The organism is Streptomyces sp. NPDC006487, from assembly GCF_042870555.1.
Lineage (GTDB): Bacteria > Actinomycetota > Actinomycetes > Streptomycetales > Streptomycetaceae > Streptomyces.
On sequence record NZ_JBIAHN010000013.1, the window covers coordinates 273,363 to 295,112 of the forward strand.

At 69.6% G+C, this 21,750-nt stretch carries 20 protein-coding genes; 11 read left to right on the forward strand and 9 right to left on the reverse strand.

Translation table 11 applies throughout. From position 1 onward, the window contains the following. Window positions 1-321 precede the first annotated feature (321 nt). A complete protein-coding gene (locus ACFYM0_RS24390; protein ID WP_388504918.1) occupies window positions 322-549 on the reverse strand; it encodes a hypothetical protein in 228 nt (75 codons plus the stop codon). A 256-nt stretch (window positions 550-805) separates the two neighbouring features. On the opposite strand from ACFYM0_RS24390, the gene ACFYM0_RS24395 reads away from it, so the two are divergent. Both ACFYM0_RS24395 and ACFYM0_RS24400 read left to right on the forward strand, forming a co-directional pair. Next, window positions 806-1,024 carry a hypothetical protein gene (locus ACFYM0_RS24395; RefSeq protein ID WP_388504776.1) on the forward strand — a complete coding sequence of 73 codons (219 nt, stop codon included), beginning with the start codon at window positions 806-808 and terminating at the stop codon, window positions 1,022-1,024. A gap of 639 nt (window positions 1,025-1,663) precedes the next feature. Then, on the forward strand, window positions 1,664-3,247 hold the full coding sequence (locus tag ACFYM0_RS24400) for an ice-binding family protein (RefSeq protein WP_388504778.1): 1,584 nt from the start codon (window positions 1,664-1,666) through the stop codon (window positions 3,245-3,247). Window positions 3,248-3,553: 306 nt separating this feature from the next. Here the strand turns inward: ACFYM0_RS24400 and ACFYM0_RS24405 are convergent, their stop codons facing one another. The 3 genes from ACFYM0_RS24405 to ACFYM0_RS24415 form a co-directional block, all read right to left on the reverse strand. Then, window positions 3,554-4,513: a helix-turn-helix domain-containing protein gene (locus ACFYM0_RS24405; protein WP_388504780.1), complete on the reverse strand. Its 960-nt coding sequence runs from the start codon at window positions 4,511-4,513 to the stop codon at window positions 3,554-3,556. A 728-nt stretch (window positions 4,514-5,241) separates the two neighbouring features. Then, window positions 5,242-6,243: a hypothetical protein gene (locus tag ACFYM0_RS24410; protein ID WP_388504782.1), complete on the reverse strand. Its 1,002-nt coding sequence runs from the start codon at window positions 6,241-6,243 to the stop codon at window positions 5,242-5,244. Between the two features lie 202 nt (window positions 6,244-6,445). Continuing rightward, window positions 6,446-6,850 (reverse strand): hypothetical protein, encoded by a 405-nt coding sequence (locus ACFYM0_RS24415; protein WP_388504783.1) that lies wholly within the window; start codon window positions 6,848-6,850, stop codon window positions 6,446-6,448. Window positions 6,851-7,021: 171 nt separating this feature from the next. Between ACFYM0_RS24415 and sigJ the strand changes: the two genes are divergently transcribed. After that, the gene (gene sigJ, locus ACFYM0_RS24420) at window positions 7,022-7,987 is read left to right on the forward strand and encodes an RNA polymerase sigma factor SigJ (protein ID WP_388504784.1); all 966 of its coding nucleotides are present in this window, start codon (window positions 7,022-7,024) and stop codon (window positions 7,985-7,987) included. A 7-nt stretch (window positions 7,988-7,994) separates the two neighbouring features. Here the strand turns inward: sigJ and ACFYM0_RS24425 are convergent, their stop codons facing one another. Beyond that, window positions 7,995-8,714: a DUF4232 domain-containing protein gene (locus tag ACFYM0_RS24425; protein ID WP_388504787.1), complete on the reverse strand. Its 720-nt coding sequence runs from the start codon at window positions 8,712-8,714 to the stop codon at window positions 7,995-7,997. Window positions 8,715-9,042: 328 nt separating this feature from the next. Here ACFYM0_RS24425 and ACFYM0_RS24430 point away from each other — a divergent pair, with 328 nt between their 5' ends. From ACFYM0_RS24430 to ACFYM0_RS24460, 7 genes are all read left to right on the forward strand, one after another. Next, window positions 9,043-10,497 (forward strand): helix-turn-helix domain-containing protein, encoded by a 1,455-nt coding sequence (locus ACFYM0_RS24430; protein WP_388504790.1) that lies wholly within the window; start codon window positions 9,043-9,045, stop codon window positions 10,495-10,497. Window positions 10,498-10,810: 313 nt separating this feature from the next. After that, a complete protein-coding gene (locus tag ACFYM0_RS24435; protein ID WP_388504792.1) occupies window positions 10,811-11,014 on the forward strand; it encodes a cold-shock protein in 204 nt (67 codons plus the stop codon). Between the two features lie 308 nt (window positions 11,015-11,322). Further along, the gene (locus tag ACFYM0_RS24440; RefSeq protein ID WP_388504794.1) at window positions 11,323-12,846 is read left to right on the forward strand and encodes a DEAD/DEAH box helicase; all 1,524 of its coding nucleotides are present in this window, start codon (window positions 11,323-11,325) and stop codon (window positions 12,844-12,846) included. A 43-nt stretch (window positions 12,847-12,889) separates the two neighbouring features. Further along, the gene (locus tag ACFYM0_RS24445; protein WP_388504797.1) at window positions 12,890-13,063 is read left to right on the forward strand and encodes a hypothetical protein; all 174 of its coding nucleotides are present in this window, start codon (window positions 12,890-12,892) and stop codon (window positions 13,061-13,063) included. 52 nt (window positions 13,064-13,115) lie between these two features. Continuing rightward, the gene (locus ACFYM0_RS24450) at window positions 13,116-13,427 is read left to right on the forward strand and encodes an SCO5918 family protein (protein ID WP_388504799.1); all 312 of its coding nucleotides are present in this window, start codon (window positions 13,116-13,118) and stop codon (window positions 13,425-13,427) included. A gap of 281 nt (window positions 13,428-13,708) precedes the next feature. Next, the gene (locus ACFYM0_RS24455) at window positions 13,709-14,863 is read left to right on the forward strand and encodes a N(5)-(carboxyethyl)ornithine synthase (protein ID WP_388504801.1); all 1,155 of its coding nucleotides are present in this window, start codon (window positions 13,709-13,711) and stop codon (window positions 14,861-14,863) included. Window positions 14,864-15,731: 868 nt separating this feature from the next. Next, on the forward strand, window positions 15,732-16,070 hold the full coding sequence (locus ACFYM0_RS24460; RefSeq protein WP_385367191.1) for a MerR family transcriptional regulator: 339 nt from the start codon (window positions 15,732-15,734) through the stop codon (window positions 16,068-16,070). Between the two features lie 121 nt (window positions 16,071-16,191). On the opposite strand, the gene ACFYM0_RS24465 is transcribed toward ACFYM0_RS24460, so the two are convergent. Continuing rightward, window positions 16,192-17,562: an FAD-binding oxidoreductase gene (locus ACFYM0_RS24465; protein ID WP_388504804.1), complete on the reverse strand. Its 1,371-nt coding sequence runs from the start codon at window positions 17,560-17,562 to the stop codon at window positions 16,192-16,194. A 362-nt stretch (window positions 17,563-17,924) separates the two neighbouring features. Between ACFYM0_RS24465 and ACFYM0_RS24470 the strand changes: the two genes are divergently transcribed. Continuing rightward, window positions 17,925-18,470, forward strand: coding sequence for a hypothetical protein (locus ACFYM0_RS24470; protein ID WP_388504807.1), 546 nt, complete (start codon window positions 17,925-17,927; stop codon window positions 18,468-18,470). 18 nt (window positions 18,471-18,488) lie between these two features. Here ACFYM0_RS24470 and ACFYM0_RS24475 read toward each other — a convergent pair whose 3' ends face one another. From ACFYM0_RS24475 to ACFYM0_RS24485, 3 genes are all read right to left on the reverse strand, one after another. After that, complete coding sequence (locus tag ACFYM0_RS24475) at window positions 18,489-20,318, reverse strand: alkyl/aryl-sulfatase (RefSeq protein ID WP_388504810.1); 1,830 nt, start codon at window positions 20,316-20,318, stop codon at window positions 18,489-18,491. A gap of 110 nt (window positions 20,319-20,428) precedes the next feature. Further along, complete coding sequence (locus tag ACFYM0_RS24480) at window positions 20,429-21,001, reverse strand: GNAT family N-acetyltransferase (RefSeq protein WP_388504811.1); 573 nt, start codon at window positions 20,999-21,001, stop codon at window positions 20,429-20,431. A gap of 12 nt (window positions 21,002-21,013) precedes the next feature. Continuing rightward, the gene (locus tag ACFYM0_RS24485) at window positions 21,014-21,640 is read right to left on the reverse strand and encodes a TetR/AcrR family transcriptional regulator (protein WP_388504814.1); all 627 of its coding nucleotides are present in this window, start codon (window positions 21,638-21,640) and stop codon (window positions 21,014-21,016) included. Between the last annotated feature and the right edge of the window lie 110 nt (window positions 21,641-21,750).

The window sequence follows — 21,750 nt, forward strand, 5'->3', positions numbered from 1 at the left end:
CGCTCGAGGCACAGGAGTTCGCGAAGGACACCTCACGGCCGACGATGCGCTCCGGCGCGCGCACGAGGCCCGGGACGCTCGATACGAGGAACCGAACGATGCCCAGGAGGACGGCGCGGTGTTCCTCAGCGAGCAGGGCTGCGGCTATGCGTCACTGATCGTGATGACAGGCCCGCCCCGAGGCTCCATCGGGGAAGACCTGAGACCGATGGATGGCGGGATCGTGTCCACCGGGCATGACTTCGCGCGCTGGTAAGGGACTTGGCTCGAGCACGCCGAGCAACAACTCGAATCCACACCCGGGTCACGCCGATGGGTCCATCAGGTGTGCAGACGGCTGTTGGGGCCGTCCTGGTCGCCGGCGCTCTCGTCGTTGGACCAGTAGTCACCGGCGGCCAGGTACCGGAAGGAATGCGTGCCCTTGCTCGGCAGCTGGACCGTGACGGCCCGTTTTCCGTCTTTGCGCGGCCGCAGGGTGTGGGCAGCGGGCTGCCAGTCGTTGAAGTCGCCCACCACGCTCACCGGGCCGGGTGGGGTGTCGACGGGCACAGAGGACAAAGGTGATCTCCGTGCGGTCCTTGCGCAGCGTGCGCTCCAGCATGAGACGGGCTCCTGACAGCAGGGGCCGGGGGATCGCGCCCATCTTCGGCACTGAAGGGGTGCCCCGCCTCCCGGCGCCGCCACATCGGGGACCGGCGTCACCCGTGTGCCTCGCTTCGCAGTCGACGTGATGCAGACCGTCACGCTGCGTGTCAGCGTGATCCGAGAGGAATTCTTACCCCACACGCCAAGAGGAGTCGACGTCATGGACGGTAAGCAGGACAAGCGCCAGGAGCCGGGCAAAGGCCGCGAGGCGCAGGAGCACCATCGCCCCGGAGACCCCGCGCACGCCCAGCCGGGCAAGCCGTCCCGCGACCAGGGCCAGAAGCAGGGGCAGAACCAGAAGCAGGGCCAGAAGGAGACCTCGCGCCGCCGCGAGGACGACCTGCTGCGCGAAGAGGACCTGCACGACGAGAACCTCTGAGCAAAGCAACGCTCCCCCACACACGCAGGGCCCGGCCGGTCCGCAGTCACCCCGGCCGGGCTCTGTCGCGTCCCGCCCCACGTCGGCCTTGAGGCTCGCAGCCGCACGCGCTGACATCACGGCTCATCGGTGTTGATCACCGCACCCGGAGACGTCTCAGCAGCCGGGGCGTTCGCAGGCCCGGTCGACCGGATCCCAGATCTTCTCGTAGTCGCCCTGTATCACTGCCCCGAACGGCCTGGGGCGGCAACGCCCGCCTTGCCGTGCTCGCCGTAGACCGCGGCCGGCCACAAGATGCCCATCGGTTCAGCGATGCGGCGGTAGGGGACGCCGGCAGGTTCTCCATTTTGACGACCCACCGGATTCGCGCGGGCGTGCGGCGCGCGGTCCGCCTCTCTGACGTCGAGTCACCCATGCAGACCCTTTTTCCGATTTGCGGTCTATTGCGGTGCAATATGCGTGAATACTCCCGCATGACGGTGCATCACATCTCCGGCAGGGAGTCGTTCTGCGGCCCCCGCTCAGGGTGAGCCCGCGCGGAGGGCCGGTCCGGGGTTGCAGCCCTGCAGGCATCGTCGCGGGCGCTCGGAATCCTCCTGCGGGAGGCCGGAGAACCGAATCAACAAGAAAGGTCCTGCCATGGCATTGGACGCGATGCGGTCAGCTCCACCCAACAGACGGCCCCGGCACAGCCTGCTCAAACGGGGAGGCGGCTTCCTGCTCCCCGCCGCGGTCTTCGCAGCGGCCAGCCTGGTACCGAGCTTCGCCCACGCCGCGGAAGCCCCCGTGGGACTGGGGACCGCCACCAATTACGCGGTTCTGGCCGGTTCGACGGTCACCAACACGAACACCCCCACCATCATCAACGGCGACCTGGGGCTCCATCCGGGCACATCGGTGACCGGCTTTCCGCCCGGCATCGTCAACGGAGTGCAGCGCATTGCCCCCAATGCCGCCGCCCTTCAGGCGAAGACCGACCTCGTCACCGCCTACAACGACGCGGCAGGCCGGGGCCCCGGAACGGTGCTCGCTTCCGCCGAAGTCGGCGGACTCACGCTGGCTCCCGGCGTCTACTCGTCCCCGACCGTGGGAATCACCGGGACCGTCACTCTCGACGGCCAGAACGACCCCGCCTCCGTCTTCATCTTCCGCATCGCATCGACCCTGATCACGGCTCCGGCGAGTGTCGTGTCCTTCATCAACGGAGCAAATGCCTGCAACGTGTTCTGGCAGGTGGGCAGCTCCGCCACCATCGACACGACCTCCCAGTTCAAGGGCAACATCCTGGCCCTGGAATCCATCTCGGTGAACACCGGCGCCGTGATCGAAGGCCGCGCCCTGGCGCGCAATGGCGCGGTCACGCTGGACAACAACACCATTACGAGGGCGGCTTGCGCCGTTGGCCCACCTGGGCCTCCCGGCCCGACGGGTTCGCCCGGCCCGACGGGTTCGCCCGGCCCGACGGGTTCGCCCGGCCCGACCGGCGCTCCTGGCCCCACTGGCAGCCCCGGACCGATCGGCAGTCCCGGTCCGACGGGCGCCCCCGGCCCCAACGGCTCACCCGGTACCCCCGGCAGCCCCGGCGCTCCCGGCCCCACAGGCAGCCCCGGACCGATCGGCAGTCCCGGTCCGACGGGCGCCCCCGGCCCCAACGGCTCACCCGGTACCCCCGGCAGCCCCGGACCCGTCGGCGCATCCGGACCCGCAGGGCCTGCCGGGCCCGCAGGACCCGCAGGACCCGCCGGGCCTGCCGGGCCTGCCGGACCCGCAGGACCCAAGGGGCCTCGCGGCGACAAGGGCGGGAAGGGTGACCACGGCGAGCACGGCCACGGGCACCACGACCACGACGAGGGCGGGCCCGGCCACGGTCACGACGACGAGGACGAGGACGAGGACGGCCACGACCACGGCGGCCCCGGTCATGGTGACGGCGACCACGGCAATGGCAACGGCAAGCCCCCATGGACCAGCTCCCTGCCGGGCAACCTCCACGATGTTCTGGGCCCCTTGGCTCCCGGCCACACGGCCAAGAGCGTCAACTTCACCCCCGTGAGCGCCGCCACCCGCCAGCGGCCTGAGGGAGCGTCGCCGGTACTCGCCGCGAACCACGCAAGCAACGGGCCCGGCATCATGACTGCCTCCGCGGCCGCGCTCGCATTCATCGGAGGCTCGGTCCTCTTCACCATGAAGAGAGTCCGGCGTACGGCGACTCGACAGGACTAGCCCATCGCGTACGTGACCGCCTCACGCACCTGAGTCATCGGTCTCGAGCGCTCGGCATGACCACCGAGCCCAAGGGCGGGGCTGAAGCTCGATCAAGCCCATAGGACGTCCTGTCAGCCGTTCCGCCACTGAGCCCCTGGACTCGTCGTCCAGGGGCTCAGTGGCGCTCGGATACCGCGGCGTCCGGAACGCCGTAACCCCTACCGCCCCGGGGGACCAAGATCCGGCTGCTCGGAACAGCCGCACAGGGAAGGGAGTTGGCGGTGAGGAGTCAGCCGGCGGCGGGGTTTACGGACGGGCCGGCTGTCAGGACGTCGAGGGACAGGGTGCCTGCAGGTGCTGCACTCCCTGCCTTGGCCGGCGGTCACGGTTCGACAGGGGCAAAGGGCAGGCGTCGGCCAAGAACTCCCTGCGACCGTACGTCTTGACGACTTCGTCGATGAAACGCCGGGTACTGACCGGGCTCAGCGCCTGGGCCTGCAGGTGCGCATACATATCGCTGTAGAGAAGAACGTCGGATCGTTTCTCCAGATAGAGGTCGCTGGTGAACCTTTCCAGATACACCACGCTCACATCGGTGGCCTCGGAAAATTCGAGCAGCGAGAACTGTCCCGAGACACCCGGGTGCGCACCCACGTCGTGAGGGAGCACCTGCAGGGTGATGTGTGGCTGGGCGCTGAGGTGGATCAGATGGTCCAGCTGTTCGCGCATGACCTCGCGGCTGCCCACGACGCGCCGCAGTGCCGATTCGTCCAGTACGGCCCATAAGCGCAGCGGGTTGCGCGCGACGCCCAGCCGGCTCTGGCGCCGCAGCCGCACCTGGAGACGCGTGGCGGCCTGTTCCGCATTGGCGAGAGGGATCGTTCCTGCGATGACCGCCTCGGCGTAGGCAGGAGTCTGCAGCAGGCCGGGGATCACCATCGGCTCGTAGAAACGGATGGTGGCCGCCGCGGCCTCCAGGCCGATGTAGGCGCCGTACGAGATGTCGCCGTAGGAGTTCCACCAGCCCTGCTGACCCGATTCCGTGGCCAGCTGCATCAAGTAGTCAACGCGCTGCTGGTCCTGGACTCCGTACAGCCCGCAGAGATCGCGCACGTCGCGCGGCTTGATGAGGCGGTGACCGTTCTCCAGCAGGCTGATCTTGGGCTGGGAGATCAGCAGGCGTTCCGCCACCTGCTGCGTCGTCATTCCGCTGATCTCCCGAAGCCTGCGCAGCTCCGACCCCAGCCGGCGCCTGCTCACGGTGGGATTCACAGTGACGCCCACAAGACACTTACCTCCGCTCCAAATAGGCCTTGCACTAGCGAACAGACTGCCATGGTCGGGGCTGCCGGATCCGCCTTGACCCCGTGTCGCGCACGGTGATTGCGCCGGGCGGAGATCGAACTGAACTCGCATTCAACCTCAGCCGGTTGCCCATATTTTCCGGTTCAAAATAAGAGGAATCGGAACACCGTCTCGCAGTGACTTGAAGAATCGGAATCACCCCGAAGGGGCCGCCATCAGATGCAGGTTTCTGCGTAATATGCCAGCGCTGCGACTGCTCCGACCTGACGCTCTCCGCCTTCCGGGAGACCGGCAAACGGCTGCCTCGGCGAATCGATCTTCACGCAGCGCCGGAAGGGCCGCGCCCCGCGCATGCCCTTCGGGGCGGTGCGCAGCGGTCAATACGGGTACGGGCGGACCCTCGCGACAGCGCATTCGGCAGGCTGTTCTAGCAGGTCAGGAGCCATATGGATCGCTCGGGCGCCATAGATTCCCAAGCTTGTAGCGCGGGTTCGATTCCCGTCATCCGCTCTTCTGCGAAGCCCCAGGTCAGCGACCTGGGGCTTCGTCGTTGTCTAGACCTATTCCGGCCCGCGCGCCATTTGCTTGCCATAACTGCCCTGGTGGCGCTCCGGATTGCTCGCCGAGTCGCCGCCGGCTTCGCGGGGGGGGGCTCCTGGGCTTCCCGGTGGGCCGGAGGCCGGCTCAGGGAGCGGCCGGTGCACGACCTAGCTCGCGAGCGCCTTGAACAGGCCGCGGATCTCGTCCTCGTCCGCGATCACCGGCAGGGTGTCGAAGTAGAGCTCCCACTCGCCCTTCGGGCCAATGCGCTCGACGATCCCGAAGGGGATGTCGGTGCCCTTGGCGTCGGTGCCGCTGGGGTCGGTCATCGTGCCGTGCCACTCGATGTAGGTGGTGGTGCGGCCGAAGGCGACCTGGCCCGCCCTGAACTCGACGTCGGCGTTCTCGAACAGCCGCCGCAGGTAGGCGGTCTTGCCGTCCTGGGTGGTCAGCGCCCGGTCCAGGCCGGGCCCGGCCAGCCCGGCGTTGCCGGTACGGGCTGCCAGCGCGGCAGCGTCCCCGCTGTTCCAGGCGGCGAGGCGGGCCGGGATCTCCTGGGTGTGGAACCGGTCGGGGGCCGCTCCGCGCGGGCCGGGGCGGAGCGGGTCGGCGATGCCGGCGAAGAGGGGGCGGGGCCGCTGAGACTCGGGCAAGACCTGGACCAGCTCGTAGCGGTCGTAGTAGCGGCGGGCCTGGATGGTCTTGCCGTCATCGCCGAGGACGTTGCGGGCGATCTGCGGGTAGCTGACCTTGTGGCCCTTGAGGGTGACCGTGTTCTGCTGGCCGAACATCATCACGGCGCCGTCGGCGACCACGTTCGTGCCGCGGTAGCGGAGGTCCGGCACAAGGCGGAGTGAGGTCCTGATCGAGGCGCCGATCACTTCGTGGCCGCGCTGGGGCTTGCCGCCGGCCTCCCAGAGGCTGGCCTCCTCGTCGAAGATGTCCAGGTAGGTCTGGAGACTGGGGGCCTCGCCGAAGACGATCTGCCGCTTCATGAAGGCGCAGGCGTTCGGGGTGATCCGCCCTTCGAGCCGGTCCACCTTCTCGCGGACCGCGGCGCACTCGCCGCCCTCCGCGGTGGCGGTGGCCGGCCCGGCACCGATGGTGAGGCCTGCGAGGAGAGTGGCCGCCGCGAACGCTCCGGTGCGCGTGTACCGCCGCATGTTCATGTCGTTCCCCGTTCGTGAGCGCTTGATCGTTTGATCGTTTGATCGCTTCGATGGATCAAGCTTCTTCGAGGGCGCCGGCGAAGACGATTACCTCAGGGGTAACGACAGGCAGTCGGCAGTGCGGATGACGACCGACCACGGATGACAGGCACTGGCACGCTCTTGCAAGCAGGCCCAGGTCAGCGACCTGGGCCTGCTTCGTTTACAACCGGGTGCCGGTGCGCTCCGGCAGGCGGGTGGACAGAACCCGGCCCAGCGCCAACACGCTCAGGCCGAACATCAGGATGCCCAGGGGGACATGGAGCGACGGCATGTGCGCGATGCCGAGCACCACCTGCGCCGAAGCGAGTACGAGGAAGCCGGACGCGTACAGGATGGGGCGGGGTGACCCGCCGCCCGGCCGCCACGCCAGGATCGCGGCGAGCACGTACAGCATCGACGCGCCGTACATCACCTTCGATCCGGCGTCGTGCAGTGCATGGCCGAGGGACGAGGACAGCAACATGCCGGCGGTGACCGCCTGGAAGAAGAGGGCCAACGTCTGCAGGGCTATCGCGACCTGCGGGAAAGTGACCCTGCCCCGTACTGCCGTCGTCTGTGTGGCCATGACGCGGTCCCCTCTTCTGCCTCGCGGCGGTGGATCGGTGGTGTCTCGTCGGTCCGACGACGCAGCTCCTCGAAATGTGAGGCCAAGCGCCGGCCTCACACTCCGGTGCGGTGTTTCGTCGAAGTGTCGAGAGCGGAATCGGACGAGAAGAACCAGGGAGCGGTCGTGACCATGAGCACCCCATCCGAGCCAGGGCACGAACGGTCCGAACCGGGTCTGAGAGCTGTCGTCGACGAGCGGCGACAGCTGATCAATCTCGCCTACCGGCTGCTCGGTTCGCTGGCCGAGGCCGAGGACGCCGTGCAGGAGACCTACACCCGCTGGTACGCGATGTCGCGCCAACGGCAGGAGGCCATCGAGTCTCCCGGTGCCTGGCTGACGACGGTGGCCAGCCGCATCTGCCTGGACATGCTCGGATCGGCCCGGGCCCGTCGCGAGCGTTACGTCGGCGCATGGATACCCGAGCCGCTGCCCGACCGTACGGAGTGGTTCAGCGGCCCGGCGAGCGGCGGCGGGACCGATCCGGCCGACCCCGCCGACCGGGTCACCCTGGACGAGTCGGTGAGCATGGCCTTCCTCGTCGTGCTGGAGTCGATGACGCCGGCCGAACGCGTGGCGTTCATCCTGCACGACGTCTTCCGGTACCCCTTCGCCGAGGTCGCCGAGATCGTCGGCCGGACGCCCGCGGCCTGCCGGCAGCTGGCGTCCTCGGCCCGTCGGCGTATTGGCGCCGGGCAGGCTCCGGCGGCCGCGACGAGCGGACAGGCCGGTCTGGTGCGGGGTTTCAAGGAGGCGTGGGAGGCCAAGGACATCAAGGCCCTCGTCGACCTTCTCGACCCCGACGCCACGATGACCGCCGACGGCGGCGGCCTGGTCGGCACCGTCCTGCGCCCGGTCGAGGGCAGTGAGCGCATCGCCCAGTACCTGATCCACATCGCCGACAAGGCCCCTGGGCTGACGCTCCTGGAGCGGACGGTCAACGGCCGGCCCGGCCTGGTCGCCCAACAGGCCGGCGTCACCGTCACCGTTGCGGCGTTCAGCCTCACCGGCGGCCGCATCACTCGCATCTGGGCGGTCCGCAACCCGGAGAAGCTCCGTCCGTGGACCGAGAACGGACACAGCCACCCGGCGCAGTGAACTCCGTTCAGAAGGCGCTCAGCGCGTCGCGGGTGTTGGTGCGGTACAGGCCGACCTTCGGGTTGGCGACGGTGCCCGGCTTGGCCAGCTTGAGGCTGACGCCGTCCGCGTTCGGCATGTGCTCCTTGTCGGCCAGGACGTTGACCTCGTCGGCCACGGGGCCGTTGCCACCCGACGGGTTGAGGTTCACGGCCGCGTACGCGGTGGCGCCGGGGCGCACCGGGTACGCCGGGGCGCCGCCCAGACCACCGGGGGCAGTGGCCTGGATACCGAGCGCGCTGCCCTTGGCGCTGAAGCCGACGGTGGGGAAGTAGTCCAGCCCGCAGGAGGTGGAACCGTTGTTGGTCACGGTGATGATGCGGACGGTGGCCGGAGCGCCCGCCGGAGACGTGACCTTGACGGTCAGGTTCCGCGCCGAGCAGGGGTGGGTGTAGGCGTAGGAGTCGCCGGTGGTGTCCCCCTTGTTCTTGCCGCTCGAACCGGCCTTCGCCGGGGTGGCGGTGGCCGTGCCGGTTCCCGTGACCTTGCCGGCGGACGGGGCGGCGGAGGCGCCCTCCCCGGACGGCGTCACCGTCCCGGTCGAGACCTGCTTGTCCGCGCTCTTGGCCGCGGCGGAGTTCGCGGTCGGGCCGCCGGCGCTGTCCGAGCCGCCGCAGGCGGTCAGGGCCAGAGCGAGGCCGGCGGTGACGGTGGCCAGGGCGGTGGTGCGGAGTCGGTAGGTGCGCATGGGGAACTCTCCGTGTCGGTGCGGTCGTCAGACGGAGGCTTCCGCTTCCCGTCTGACGAGACGTTGGGTGGGGCTGCTGTTCCGGTCGGCTGCTGCTGCAGGCGGCCGAGGGCGGTCGGTGGGGCGGGCGGGGCCCTCCCGTTGCGACCGTCGCATCCGACCGCCGATCCGATCTGCGGACCGGCGGGCTGATGACGCAACTGTGGGGCCGGTTTCGTTCCAATGGCGTCCGGAGCGGGATAGTAGGAACCCTGGAACGCTCCCGACCCCTCTCACCTGGGCGATCGGGCGAGCCTGGAACGTGTTCCGGGATGAGGGGGAGGGTGGAATGGCCACGGAGACGGAGCGGTTCGCGGAGCTGATGCGCGGGTTCAAAGAGCGCTCGGGGCGCAGCTACGGAACGCTCGCGAAGCGTCTGCACTCCAGCAACTCGACGCTGCACCGCTATTGCAGCGGCGCGGCGGTGCCCACGGAATACGCCCCAGTGGAGCGGTTCGCCCGAGTCTGCGGTGCCTCGGCCGACGAACTGCTCGCGCTGCACCGGCAGTGGCTGCTGGCGCTGCTGGAGCGGCGGCAGGGGGTGACGGAGGGGCAGGCCTCGGCGTCGGGGGCGGCGATCTCCGCGGCGCCGCAGGGCGATGACGTCGCGCCGGAGGTGCCGCCCGCATCGGTGGTGCCGCCCGCATCGGTGGTGGTGGCCGGGGAGGCTGAGGCGGGCCGGCCGCGGGCGGAGACCGACCCCGCGGACGCCCCGGCGTCCGCAGACACCCCGGCGTCCGCAGACACCCCGGCGCCGGCAGCCGGGTCCACCCCGGCGCCCACCCCCGACCGGGCTTCCGTGCCGCGGGCCCGGCGTCCTCGGCTGCTGCTCGCCGTTGCGGCCGCCGTGGCCACCGCCGCGGTGGCGGGGACGGCCGCCGCCGTCTCCGCCATGGGAGACACGGGTCACGGGGACACGCGCCGCGGCGCCGCCCAGCAGTCCTCGCGCGAGCGGGCGGCGGGCCCGGCCCTGCCGTCCGGCGGGTCGTCGTCACCCACGCCCACAGCCGGTTCCGCGGTCCCGTCCAGCCCCGGACCGTCGTCCCCCTCGGCACCGTCCGGTTCCACCTCGGCACCGTCCGCGTCCACCTCGCGGTCCACCGCGGAGGAGGGGGGCTCGCCCACCGCCCCGTTCACGGTCAACGTCCTGCCCGACAACTGGGACAGCCCCTGCGACCAGTGGTTCGCCCTGGACAAGGCACCCGACACGGTCCCCCCGCCCCCCGCCGGGCAGGCGACCGAAGGGTGGGCCCGGGCCCTGCACGCCGTCCCGGCGGGGCACCTGCGCATGCAGCTGACCGTCCAGGGCACCGAGGGCAAGGCCGCGGTCCTGCACGCGCTGTACGTGCATGTCGTGAGCGGCCGCAAGGCTCCCGGCTTGAACGCGTACACGATGGGCTCCGGTTGCGGCGGCGCGCTGGTGCCGGCGTCCTTCGCCGTGGACCTGGACGACGCCTCCCCAAGGGCCAGGCCCGTACCCGGCAAGGAGGGCGAGCGGCCGACGGCCTCGACCGACTTCCCGTACAAGGTCTCCGCCACCGACCCCCAGGTGCTGAACATCGACGCCGCCACGCTCGGTCAGGACGTCAGCTGGTACCTGGAGCTGGCCTGGAGCAGCGGCGACCGCCAGGGCACCACCCGCATCGACGACCACGGCCGGCCGTTCCGCACGGTCGCCCTGAACGCCGGCCACAGCTACTGGTACAACGAGAACAAGAACGCCTGGCTGCCGTACACGGAATGAAAGACCCACAACACTGCACTCGGGGTGAATCAATATCTGTCCCGGCGGTCTGAGGATTTGACCGGCATCGCGAGGAGGTTTCTTACCGCGGCACAGGGGCTAAATATATTCGGCCCATACAATCCACTGCGGCGTGCTACTGTCGATCTCAGTTGCAGTTTTGGTACCCAAAAACTTAAGGCGTCTCCAGTCGACCTCCGCGTCGCATGGTGGTGCTTCATATTTCCGGTCAGTTTCCGGGCGGGGCATCATCGCGGCGACACGGTCTCCGCACAGTGCGGGCGCCGGTGTACTGCCCCTAAGGAGATATGACATGGCTGCTGGCACCGTGAAGTGGTTCAACGCGGCAAAGGGTTTCGGCTTCATCGAGCAGGACGGTGGCGGCGACGACGTCTTTGCCCACTTCTCGAACATCGCCGCCCAGGGCTTCCGCGAGCTGACCGAAGGCCAGAAGGTCACCTTCGACATCGCGCAGGGCCAGAAGGGCCCGACGGCAGAGAACATCGTTCTCGCCTGACGCGGACTCGCGTTCGGCAGCTGGGGCCCGCATCCCTCGGGGTGCGGGCCCCAGCTGCACACATCTCCCGCGGTGCGTCCACCCGCGGGACCCGGCACGGAATGCTCCCCCATCGGAGCCACACCCGAGCTCATTTCTCCGGTTTCGCGTCCGTCCGACGCCACCCTCATTTCAGCGCCCGTATCCGCGCATTTTTCTCGCGGGCCGGATCCGCCTCCGCATTCCATTCGGTCCGTTCTCGCAATTCCCCGCGCTGCTCTTCTGCTGCGGGAATTCCTTGATACGTGCCGTATCAAGGAAGGTCACGCATGAACCCCACACGCAAGAACGAGCGCTCGTCCCGTACCCGGAGCCGCACCGGCGGCCCCGCTTTCGGCAACGGCAACGGCGCCGGTTCGGAGCGGGGCAACCGATTCGGCTCCCCGGCTCGAAGCCGTTCCGCAGGTCCGAGCCGCTCAGGCGGCTCGGGCCGCCGGCCCGCCGCGGTGCAGGGCGAGTTCGCGCCGCCGAAGACGATCACTCCCGCGCTGCCCGCCGTCGAAGCCTTCGCCGACCTCGACATGCCCGCCGAACTGCTCGCCGCCCTCGGAGCGCAGGGCGTGAGCGTGCCCTTCCCGATCCAGGGCGCCACCCTGCCCAACACCCTCGCGGGCCGGGACGTCCTCGGCCGTGGCCGGACCGGCTCCGGAAAGACCCTGGCCTTCGGCCTCGCCCTGCTGGCCCGCACCGCCGGGCAGCGCGCCGAGCCCCACCAGCCGCTCGCACTGATCCTCGTACCCACGCGCGAACTGGCCCAGCAGGTGACCGACGCCCTCACCCCGTACGCCCGTGCGGTCAGGCTCCGCCTCGCCACCGTCGTCGGCGGCATGCCCATCGGCCGCCAGGCCCACGCCCTGCGCGGCGGCGCCGACGTCGTGGTGGCCACCCCCGGACGCCTGAAGGACCTCATCGACCGCGGCGACTGCCGGCTGAACCAGGTCGCGATCACCGTCCTCGACGAGGCCGACCAGATGGCGGACATGGGCTTCATGCCGCAGGTCACGGCGCTCCTCGACCAGGTGCGTCCCGAGGGCCAGCGGATGCTGTTCTCCGCCACCCTCGACCGCAACGTCGACCTGCTGGTCCGCCGCTACCTGACCGACCCCGTCGTGCACTCCGTCGACCCCTCGCAGGGCGCGGTGACCACGATGGAGCACCACGTCCTTTACGTCCACGGCGCCGACAAGCAGCGGACGACGACGGAGATCGCCGCCCGCGACGGCCGCGTGATCATGTTCCTGGACACCAAGCACGCCGTGGACCGCCTCACCCAGGACCTCCTCGACAGCGGGGTCCGCGCCTCGGCCCTGCACGGCGGGAAGTCCCAGCCGCAGCGGACCCGGACCCTGGCCCAGTTCAAGACCGGGCACGTCACCGTCCTGGTCGCCACGAACGTGGCCGCCCGCGGAATCCACGTCGACAACCTCGACCTCGTCGTGAACGTGGACCCGCCGACCGACCCCAAGGACTACCTCCACCGCGGCGGCCGCACCGCCCGCGCAGGCGAGTCCGGCAGCGTCGTCACCCTGGTCACACCCAACCAGCGCCGTGAGATGACCCGTCTCATGCAAGCCGCCGGGATCAGCCCGCAGACCACCCAGGTCCGCTCTGGTGACGAGGCCCTCAACCGGATCACCGGCGCCCAGGCCCCCTCCGGGATCCCCGTCACCATCACCGCGCCGGTCTCCGAGCGGCCCAAGCGCAGCGGCGGCTCCTCCCGCGGGCGGCGCGGGCCCATGTCGGCCGCCCGGCGCGCGAGCGCGCGGCAGTCCGCCTTCGACGCGGCGGCCTGACCACCACGTGATCAGAAGACTGACCCATCTCTGCAGGAGGCGCGTGGTGACGCTGGTCCGGATGCAGCCCCGCTCCGCCCGAGCCAACCCGACGGTCGAGGTGGCCTTGGCCGTCATGGCCGAGGCGGAACGCACGATGAGCCACCGCCGGCACGACCCCCCGCCCGTGGTCGACGAACAGGGCAGCGCTCCGGGCGTCCTCGCCCTCGCGCACTGACCCGCCTCACCACGACAGAACCGCCCACCTCTCCTTCTTCCTGTGAGGCACCATGCGCTGTGTCATCGCCCGCTTCCCGTTCGAGCTGACCAAGAGCGGCGTCCTGGATTCGATGAAGGGCATCAAGCCCGAGGAGGTCGTCGGCGACTCCGTGATCATCGGCCGCCGCGTCTACCCCGTGAAGCAGGTCGGCCAGGTCATCACCCGCCAGGACAGGCGTGACTTCAGCGTCGGTGAAGTCCTGCGGGCCATGACGCAACTCGGCTTCACCTGCCGCGGATTCCCCCGGGCCGCCGCGCCCGCGCGCGCCCTCAGTCCGCTCCAGCACGCGTCCGCGATGCTCGGCGCCCCCGTGGCGGTCTGACCGATTCGACCGGCGCGAGCCGGCACCCGAACGGCGAGGGAGGGCCCGACCGGCACACACCGGTCGGGCCCTCCCTCGTACGGGGCTTCGTACGTGGCACCCGGCCAGTGGCACCCGGCCAGTGGCGCCGATTACCTCATCCTCGACCACATAAAAACCTGTCGTGGTCGGAGTAGACATTGGGCGGTGGCACGGCCATGGCTTCCCTCGTGGCCAGGCTGCCGACGAGATCCCCCTTGCACTCCGGCGTGTGCTAGACAGGTAGTAATCAAAGGGGCATTTTGCAGCAGCTCAAGCTCGGAATCCTGTCGCAGACCCGTAAAGAGAACGAACACCGTCTGCCGATCCACCCGGCGCACTTCGAACGCATCGACGCCGACCTTCAGCCCAGCATCTACCTGCAGACCGGTTACGGCGATCACTTCGGCGTTTCGGACGGTCAGCTCGCTCCGTGGGTAGCCGGTTTCCGCTCACGCGAGGAACTGATCACGGAGTGCGACGTCATCCTGCTGGCCAAACCGCTGCACGAAGACCTGGAGGACCTGCGGGAGGGGCAGGTGCTGTGGGGGTGGCCGCACTGCGTGCAGGACGAGAAGGTCACGCAGGCCGCCATCGACCGCAGGCTCACGGTGATCGCCTTCGAGGCGATGAACCACTGGACCCGGGACGGCGGGTTCAGCCTGCACGTCTTCCACAAGAACAACGAGTTGGCCGGCTACTCGTCGGTGCTGCACGCCATGCAGCTGACCGGGGCGACCGGTGACTACGGGCGCCGGCGGCGTGCGGTGGTGATCGGCTTCGGTGCCACCGCACGCGGAGCGGTAACCGCCCTCAGCGCGCTGGGCGTTCACGACGTGGATGTCCTGACCGCCCGCGGCACCACCGCCGTCAGCTCACCGATCCACTCGGCACGGATCGTGCACTTCGACCACGACGCGGCCGACGACACCCTCGACCCGCGGCGCAGCATCGTGCTCACCGAAGACGGCCCGGAGCCACTGGCCGACTTCCTCGCCGGGCACGACATCATCGTCAACTGCGTGCTCCAGGACACCGCGGCTCCGTTGATGTTCCTGATACAGGAGGACCTGCCGAAGCTCGCGCCCGGCACCCTCGTCATCGACGTCTCCTGCGACGAGGGCATGGGTTTCGCCTGGGCCCGGGCCACCACCTTCGACGCGCCGATGTTCACCGTCGGCGACCAGGTCCACTACTACGCGGTGGATCACAGCCCCTCCTACCTGTGGGACGCCGCCACCTGGGAGAACAGCGAGGCGCTGATCCCGTTCCTGCGGTCGGTCCTCGAAGGGCCGGCCGGCTGGGACGGCGACCCCACCATTCGCCGGGCGATCGAAATCCGCGGCGGCACCGTCCAGAATCCGGCAGTCCTGGCCTTCCAGCAGCGCGCCGCCCAGTACCCGCACGCCCTGCTCTGAACCGGTGCCACCCTGGTCGGCGGCGCACCCACGCCGGGTCACCGCCGACCAGGGGCGACGGCATGGCGGCGGCCTGTCACCGCCTCCGGGGCCTCACGTCCGGGAGCGGACGATACCGATTACCTCTTCGCCGGCCGAACGAAAATCTATCGCGGCTGCGGTAGACATTGGGCCGCGGCGTGGTTATGGTTTCTCTCGTAACCCAGAGAGACAGCAGGGCCTGGCAGAGACGAACTGCCGGGCAGCGGTACCCGCAGTACGAGCTATCGCAGTTCAGCAGTGCGGTGCGGTCGTGGAGTGTCGAAGCCAGAGCGTTTGCGGTACGGCGACGGGACTGACGACCGGACCGGGTGGCCCGCGGTGATCAGGGGCCGCCGAGAGCAGGACAGCAGTCAACGCAGTGGCAGTACCCGTGAATGCAGTACGCAGTACCCAGCAGTGAAGTCGCAGTACCCAGCAGTGAAGTCATTGAGAGCAGCACCTCGGTGAAGGCGTCGGCTGCGGACGCGCGCACCGGGAAGTTCGGCAGTGGGGTTCCAAGCCAGAGCAGACGCACGACGGGCAACGGGGCTGGCTGCCGAAGAACAGCAGTGAGCAAGCAATTGATCACCGAGGGAAGAACGGAGGAGCCGAGCACCATCAGGATCGCCCGGGTGGAAGTCTGAGCCCGGGTACCGCAGGACATCGATAGCGAGGTGGTCTCCGGTCAAGCAACCGCGATCCCCGCACCCCCGGCAGCATCTCGGCCGGGTCGGCGGAATCACAGGGTCGGCGCAGTATCAGGGCCGACAGATGGTGTAGTAGTTCCTTCGGGGCCCTGGTGCCATAGGCGCCAGGGCCCCTCCACGCGTTCCACGAGAGAGGTTCAATGACAGCAGACGACTCGTTCGGCCGTCTCGACGACGACGACTACCCCGCCTACACCATGGGCCGGGCCGCGGACATGCTCGGCACCACGCAGGGATTCCTCCGGGCACTCGGCGAAGCCCGTCTCATCACCCCGCTGCGCTCCGCCGGCGGACACCGCCGCTACTCCCGCTACCAGCTGCGCATCGCTGCCCGAGCCCGCGAACTCGTCGACCAGGGCACACCCATCGAGTCGGCCTGCCGCATCGTCATCCTCGAAGACCAGCTCGAGGAAGCCCAGCGCATCAACGCCGAATATCGCCGCGCCGCAGAAGCGTCCACCCCGTCGGATTCGGCCTGACCTGAGGCGAAGGTGTCCGTCCGGGACGCTACATCCCGCGACCGGAACCACCCCGAGCAGAAACTCCACAAAGCCCCAGGTCAGAGACCTGGGGCTTGTTTGTTGTCCAGATCGCCAAGCCCTAGGGCTTGATGTTCTGGTTCAGGTGGAAGAGGTTTCCTGCGTCGTACTTCCGCTTGACCTCGACGAGGCGGTCGTAGTTGGTCTTGTAGTTGGCCCTGATCCGGCTCTGGTCGTCGTCGGCCATGAAGTTGATGTATCCGCCCGCCTCCGAGTGCGGGGCGGTCGCTTCGTAGTAGTCGCGCACCCATGCGGTGTTGGCCTCGTTCGCGGATGCGTCGGGCCACATGCCGGCGATGACGGTGGCGAACGAGGCGTCGCGGTAGGCGAAGGCCGTCGCCTCCGGTGCGACCCGGTGGCAGGCACCGTCGATGGGGTAGATGTGGACCGTCGAGTTCAGGGCCGGCAACCGTGGCCCGTGCTGCACGTGCGCCGCGATCGCGGCGTCGCTGAGCTCGGTCACGAAGTTGGCCTTCCAGTAGTGCTGGAGGCCGGGCGGCACCAGCGCGTCGAAGGCGCTGTTGAGCGCGGGATACGGCATGGGCCCGACGTGCTCGGCGACCACCGGGGCGAAGTCGTGGAAGGCCTGGAGGGCGCGCGGGCCCTCGTCCAGCGGCCCAGCCCAGCACGAGACGATCAGGACGAAGGGCTCGCCGTGCCGGTTCTCCGGGATGAACGGGAGGGGCGGGGCCAGCTGGAAGGCCGGGAACGCGCCGAGTTCCTCCGGCGCACCGGCGATGTATTCGCTGAAGGAGCGCAGCACGGTGGCGGCGTCCTGCGCTTCGAAGAGGATCGGCCCGCCGTAGATCTGGTCGACGGGGCTGAGCCGGAACTCGAAGGAGGTCACCGCGCCGAAGTTGCCGCCGCCGCCCCTGAGGGCCCAGAAGAGGTCGTCGTTCTCCTCCTCGCTCGCGACGAGCAACCGGCCGTCCGCGGTCACCACATCGGCGGAGACCAGGTTGTCGCAGCTCAGCCCGAGTCCGCGGGAGAGATAGCCGATGCCGCCACCGAGCGTGAGTCCGCCGACCCCCGTCGTCGAGATGATTCCCCCGGTCGTCGCCAGACCGAAGGCGTGCGTCGCGGCGTTGAAGTCACCCCAGGTCGCGCCGCCTTCGGCACGTGCCGTCCGTCGTACGGGGTCGACGCGCACACCGCGCATCCCGGAAAGGTCGGCCACGACTCCGCCGTCGCAGGTGCCGAAGCCGGGCACACTGTGCCCGCCGCCGCGCACGGCGAGATCGAGCCCGTTCTCCCGTGCGAAGTCGACCGCGGCCATGACGTCGCCCGCGTTGACGCAGCGCACTACGGCAGCCGGACGCCTGTCGATCATGGCGTTGTAGACCTTGCGCGCCTCGTCGTAGGCATCGTCGTCAGGGGTGGTGACCGCCCCTCGGACACGTTCGCGCAACTGCTCGATCGAGAGCTTGCCCATCGCGTTCGCTCCTCTCGGCCCTCTTTCACGCTACGCCGATGGCGCGAGGCCTCAACTCGAGATCCGTGGTGCCCCCGGCGCTCCGCGTGCTGGGGGTAGCCCCCTTACGCGGCCGGGGGGCGACCGGCCTGTGTGCCACAGCCCGGATTTATACGCTCGTATACACATTGAAGCGAACCCCTGGACCGTAGGACCCCGTGAGCTTCAGGCTCCATCCATGACGCCACCAGCCGCGCTAGTGGCGTCACTAAAACCATCGCAGTGGCGCCACAGATGTGCCATCATGGCACCACGCCGGCGCACCTCGCCGTCGGCGCCCGGAGCCCGCACGTTCACGGAGTCACCATCGGAGGGGTTGGATCATGGAGACAGTGCAGAGCCGGAAGCAGCCGGCATCCGGCGCCTTCACCGCCTTCTCCCGTTTCGTGCTCTGCGGCGGAGGGGTGGGGGTCGCCTCCAGCTTCGCCGTCGCGGGCCTCTCCACCTGGATCCCCTGGATCCTGGCCAACGCCCTGATCACCGTGGTCTCCACGCTCTTCGCCACCGAGCTGCACGCCCGCTTCACCTTCGGCGCGGGCGGGCGGGCGACCTGGCGCCAGCACGCGCAGTCGGCGGGATCCGCTGCGGCCGCGTACGCGGTGACCTGCGCGGCGATGCTCGTCCTGCGGCAGATCGAGGCGTCGCCCAGTGCCGTGCGCGAACAGGTCGTCTACCTGTCCGCCTCCGCGCTCGCCGGTGCCGCGCGGTTCGCGGTGCTGCGCCTCGTCGTCTTCGCGCAGCACCGCTCGCAGAGCGCGTCCGCCGTCCGTACCGTCCGCACCGCCCGCCCCGTACCCGCGGCCGTGGCCGTGGCCGTGGCCCGCGCCTCGGCCACGGCCGCCCCCGGGAACCTCTGCCGCGCGGCCTGACCCCGTCCCGTCACGGCGTCACGGCGTGACGATCGGGAAGGCGGTGTCGGGCTTCGTCACGTAGGAGAACAGGCGGGCGAGCAGCTCCGGGGATCCCTTCGTGGAAATGCCGTCCGGGGTCCGGCCCGCGAGGACGGCCAGGAGTTGGGGCTTGGTGAGCGTGAGGGTCAGGCCCGCCGGGGTGCGGGGATCGGTGACCGTGCGGTGGGTGAGGGCGCCGTGGTGGAGGGTGAGGCGGTGGTGGCCGCCCTCGTCGGTGAGGACGAGGTCGATGGTGAGGTCCTCGTCCCAGGCCCGGGGGCCGTCGATCCGGACGGCGACCGAGTCGATGAGCATGTCGGTGGTCAGGGCCACCGCCATCTCGGGGTTGGCCATGTCGAGCAGGGCGGCGTTCTCGCCCTGGCGCAGCTCCATGGCGGAGGTGAGGTAGAAGTTCCGCCAGGGGCCGTTCTCCGCGCCGTGGCCGAGCTTGTCGTAGACGCCGGCGAGGGTCTCCTTGGCGTCCGTACGGCCGGGCTCGGCGAAGATCAGGTGGTTCAGGAGGGTGGCCGCGAAGCGGAGGTCGCCGGAGTCGGCGTAGGCGCGGGCCTTGGCCAGGGTCTCCCCGGGGCCGCCCAGGGAGTCGACGTACCGCTTGGCGAGTTCGACGGGAGGGTGCTCCCACAGGGTCGCGGCGTTGCCGTTGAACCAGCCGAGGTAACGCTGGTAGATCGCCTTGACGTTGTGGGAGAGCGAGCCGTAGTAGCCGCGCGCGTGCCAGGAGTTCTCCAGGGCGGGCGGCAGTCGCAGCTCCTCGGCGATCTCGGGTCCCGTGAGGCCGTCGTTGAGCAGGCGCAGGGTCTGGTCGTGCATGTACGCGTACAGGTCGCGCTGGGCGGAGAGGAACGCGACGACGTTCTCCCGGCCCCAGGTGGGCCAGTGGTGGGAGGCGAAGGCCACGTCGTAGTCGTCGCCGAAGTACTCGATCGCCTCGTCGAGGTAGCGCGACCAGATCCGGGAGTCGCGGACGACGGCGCCCCGCAGGGTCAGGATGTTGTGCATGTTGTGCGTGGCGTTCTCCGCCAGGCACAGCGCCCGCTTGTCCGGGAAGAGGAAGTTCATCTCGGCCGGCGCCTCGGTGCCGGGGGTGAGCTGGAAGACGATCCGCACGCCGTCGACCGTCTCCTCCTGTCCCGTCGAGGTGATGTCCACAGTGGGCGGGATGAGGGTGACGGTGCCGGTGGAGGTGGTCATGCCCAGGCCGGCGCCGATCTGGCCGTCGGGGGCCTTGGGCAGCCGGTCCCCGTACATGAAGACGGCGCGGCGGGTCATGGCGTTTCCGGCGTAGACGTTCTCGCTGACCGCGTGCTCCAGGAATCCCTCGGGGGCGAGGATCGGCACGCCCTCCTCGGTGCCGCGCGGGAGCACGCCGCGGGCGCCGCCGAAGTGGTCGCCGTGCGAGTGCGTGTAGATCATTCCGGTGACCGGGCGGTCCCCCCGGTGCTCCCGGTACAGCCCGAGCGCGGCGGCCGCCGTCTCGGCGGATATGAGCGGGTCGATGACGATGACCCCGCGGTCCCCCTCGACGAGGGTCATGTTCGAGAGGTCGAGGCCCCGTACCTGGTAGACGCCGTCGGCGACCTCGTAGAGGCCCTGTTTGGAGCTGAGCTGCGCCTGCCGCCACAGGCTGGGGTTCGCGGTGTCGGGGCAGTCGGCCTTCAGGAAGGAGTACGCGTCGTTGTCCCACACGGTGCGGCCCTCGGCGCCCTTGACCACGGCGGGCACGAGTGCGCCGATGAATCCGCGGTCGGCGTTCTCGAAGTCGGTCACGTCATCAAAGGGGAGGGTCTCAACGGGGAGGCTGGCCATCTCTCGCTCCATTCCGCGGGGGTCGACGCCGGGCATCGCCCCATCTCAACATCAGACCCGGTTGGGTGCACTTTGAGATCTTTTGGGGGATTGGCCCGAAGGAGCGTCCCTCACCGCAGGTCGAGCCGCATCAGGACCCGGGGATGACCGGCCAGCACCGAGGTGGTGTCGGCGGCGTGGGTGAACCCGGCACGTTCGAAGTTCTTCCGGATCCCGGCGTAGGCCATCGTCAGGTCGACCCTGGCACCACCACTGTCGAGCGGGTACGCCTCGATCGCCGGCGCGCCGTGGGACCGGGCGAACTCGACCGCCCCGGCGATGAGGGCGTGCGAGATCCCCTTCTTCCGGTGACCGGGGCGTACGCGGACGCACCACAGCGACCAGACCGGCAGGTCGTCGACGTACGGGATCTTCCGGCTGCGCGCGAAGGAGGTGTCCGAGCGGGGTGCGACGGCGGCCCAGCCGACCGGCTCGTCACCGTCGTAGGCGAGCACTCCCGGAGGGGTCCCGGCCCGGCACAGTCGGGCGACGTACTCGCCGCGGGCCGGTCCGCGGAGCTCGTTGTTGAGCTTGGACGGGATCCGATAGCTCAGGCACCAGCAGACGTTGGCCTCGGGCGACTTCGGGCCGACCAGCGTACGGACGTCCCCGAAGACCGAAGCCGGGCGGATTTCGATGGCCATGGGGCCACGATGTCACGGCGGGGTCGCTCCGGTGAGGGTGTCGACCAGAGCCTGGGCGAGGACGGTCGCGGCGCCGATCCTCGTATCCTCCCGCTCGTCGCCGGTGACCTTGCCGATCACCGCGTCCCGTACCGACCGGGAGACGTCCAGGCCCCCGTACAGCCCGGGGAAGGACAGCGCCATCAGGCACACGCCCACGTTCGCGGAGAGGATCGACTGGCCGGCCAGCGCCGGGGTCGTCCGCAGCCGGCCGGCGTCGCGGCACCGCTCGACGGCCGTCAGGAGCAGGGCCTGCGCTTCCCCGATCGCCTGCGGTCTGGCCTCTCCCGCCGGGGTGAACATCAGCCGGTAGAGGTGCGGGTTGCCGAGCGCGAACGCCACGTGACTGTCCCAGGCCGCGCGCAGGTCCGCCACCGGGTCGTCGGTCCGCGGATTGCGGCGCTTGTTGGCGAGGAAGCGCTCGAAGCCGAGGTCGGCCACCGCGGTGAGCAGCCCCTCTTTGTCACCGAACTGGCGGTAGATCTCGGGCATGCCGACCTTGGCCCGGTCGCAGATGGCCCGGGTGGAGATCGCCGGTGCCTCCTTGGTGGCGAGGAGCTCAGCGGTGGCTTCCAGAATGCGCTCTCGGGCCGTTGACATGGCGTCGATGGTAGCAGCGCTAACAGTTCCGACCTGGTGGGTGGCGTTGCAGGACCAGGCAACTACGAGGCATCGTAATCAACGCTTACTGATTATGTTAGCGTTGCGCA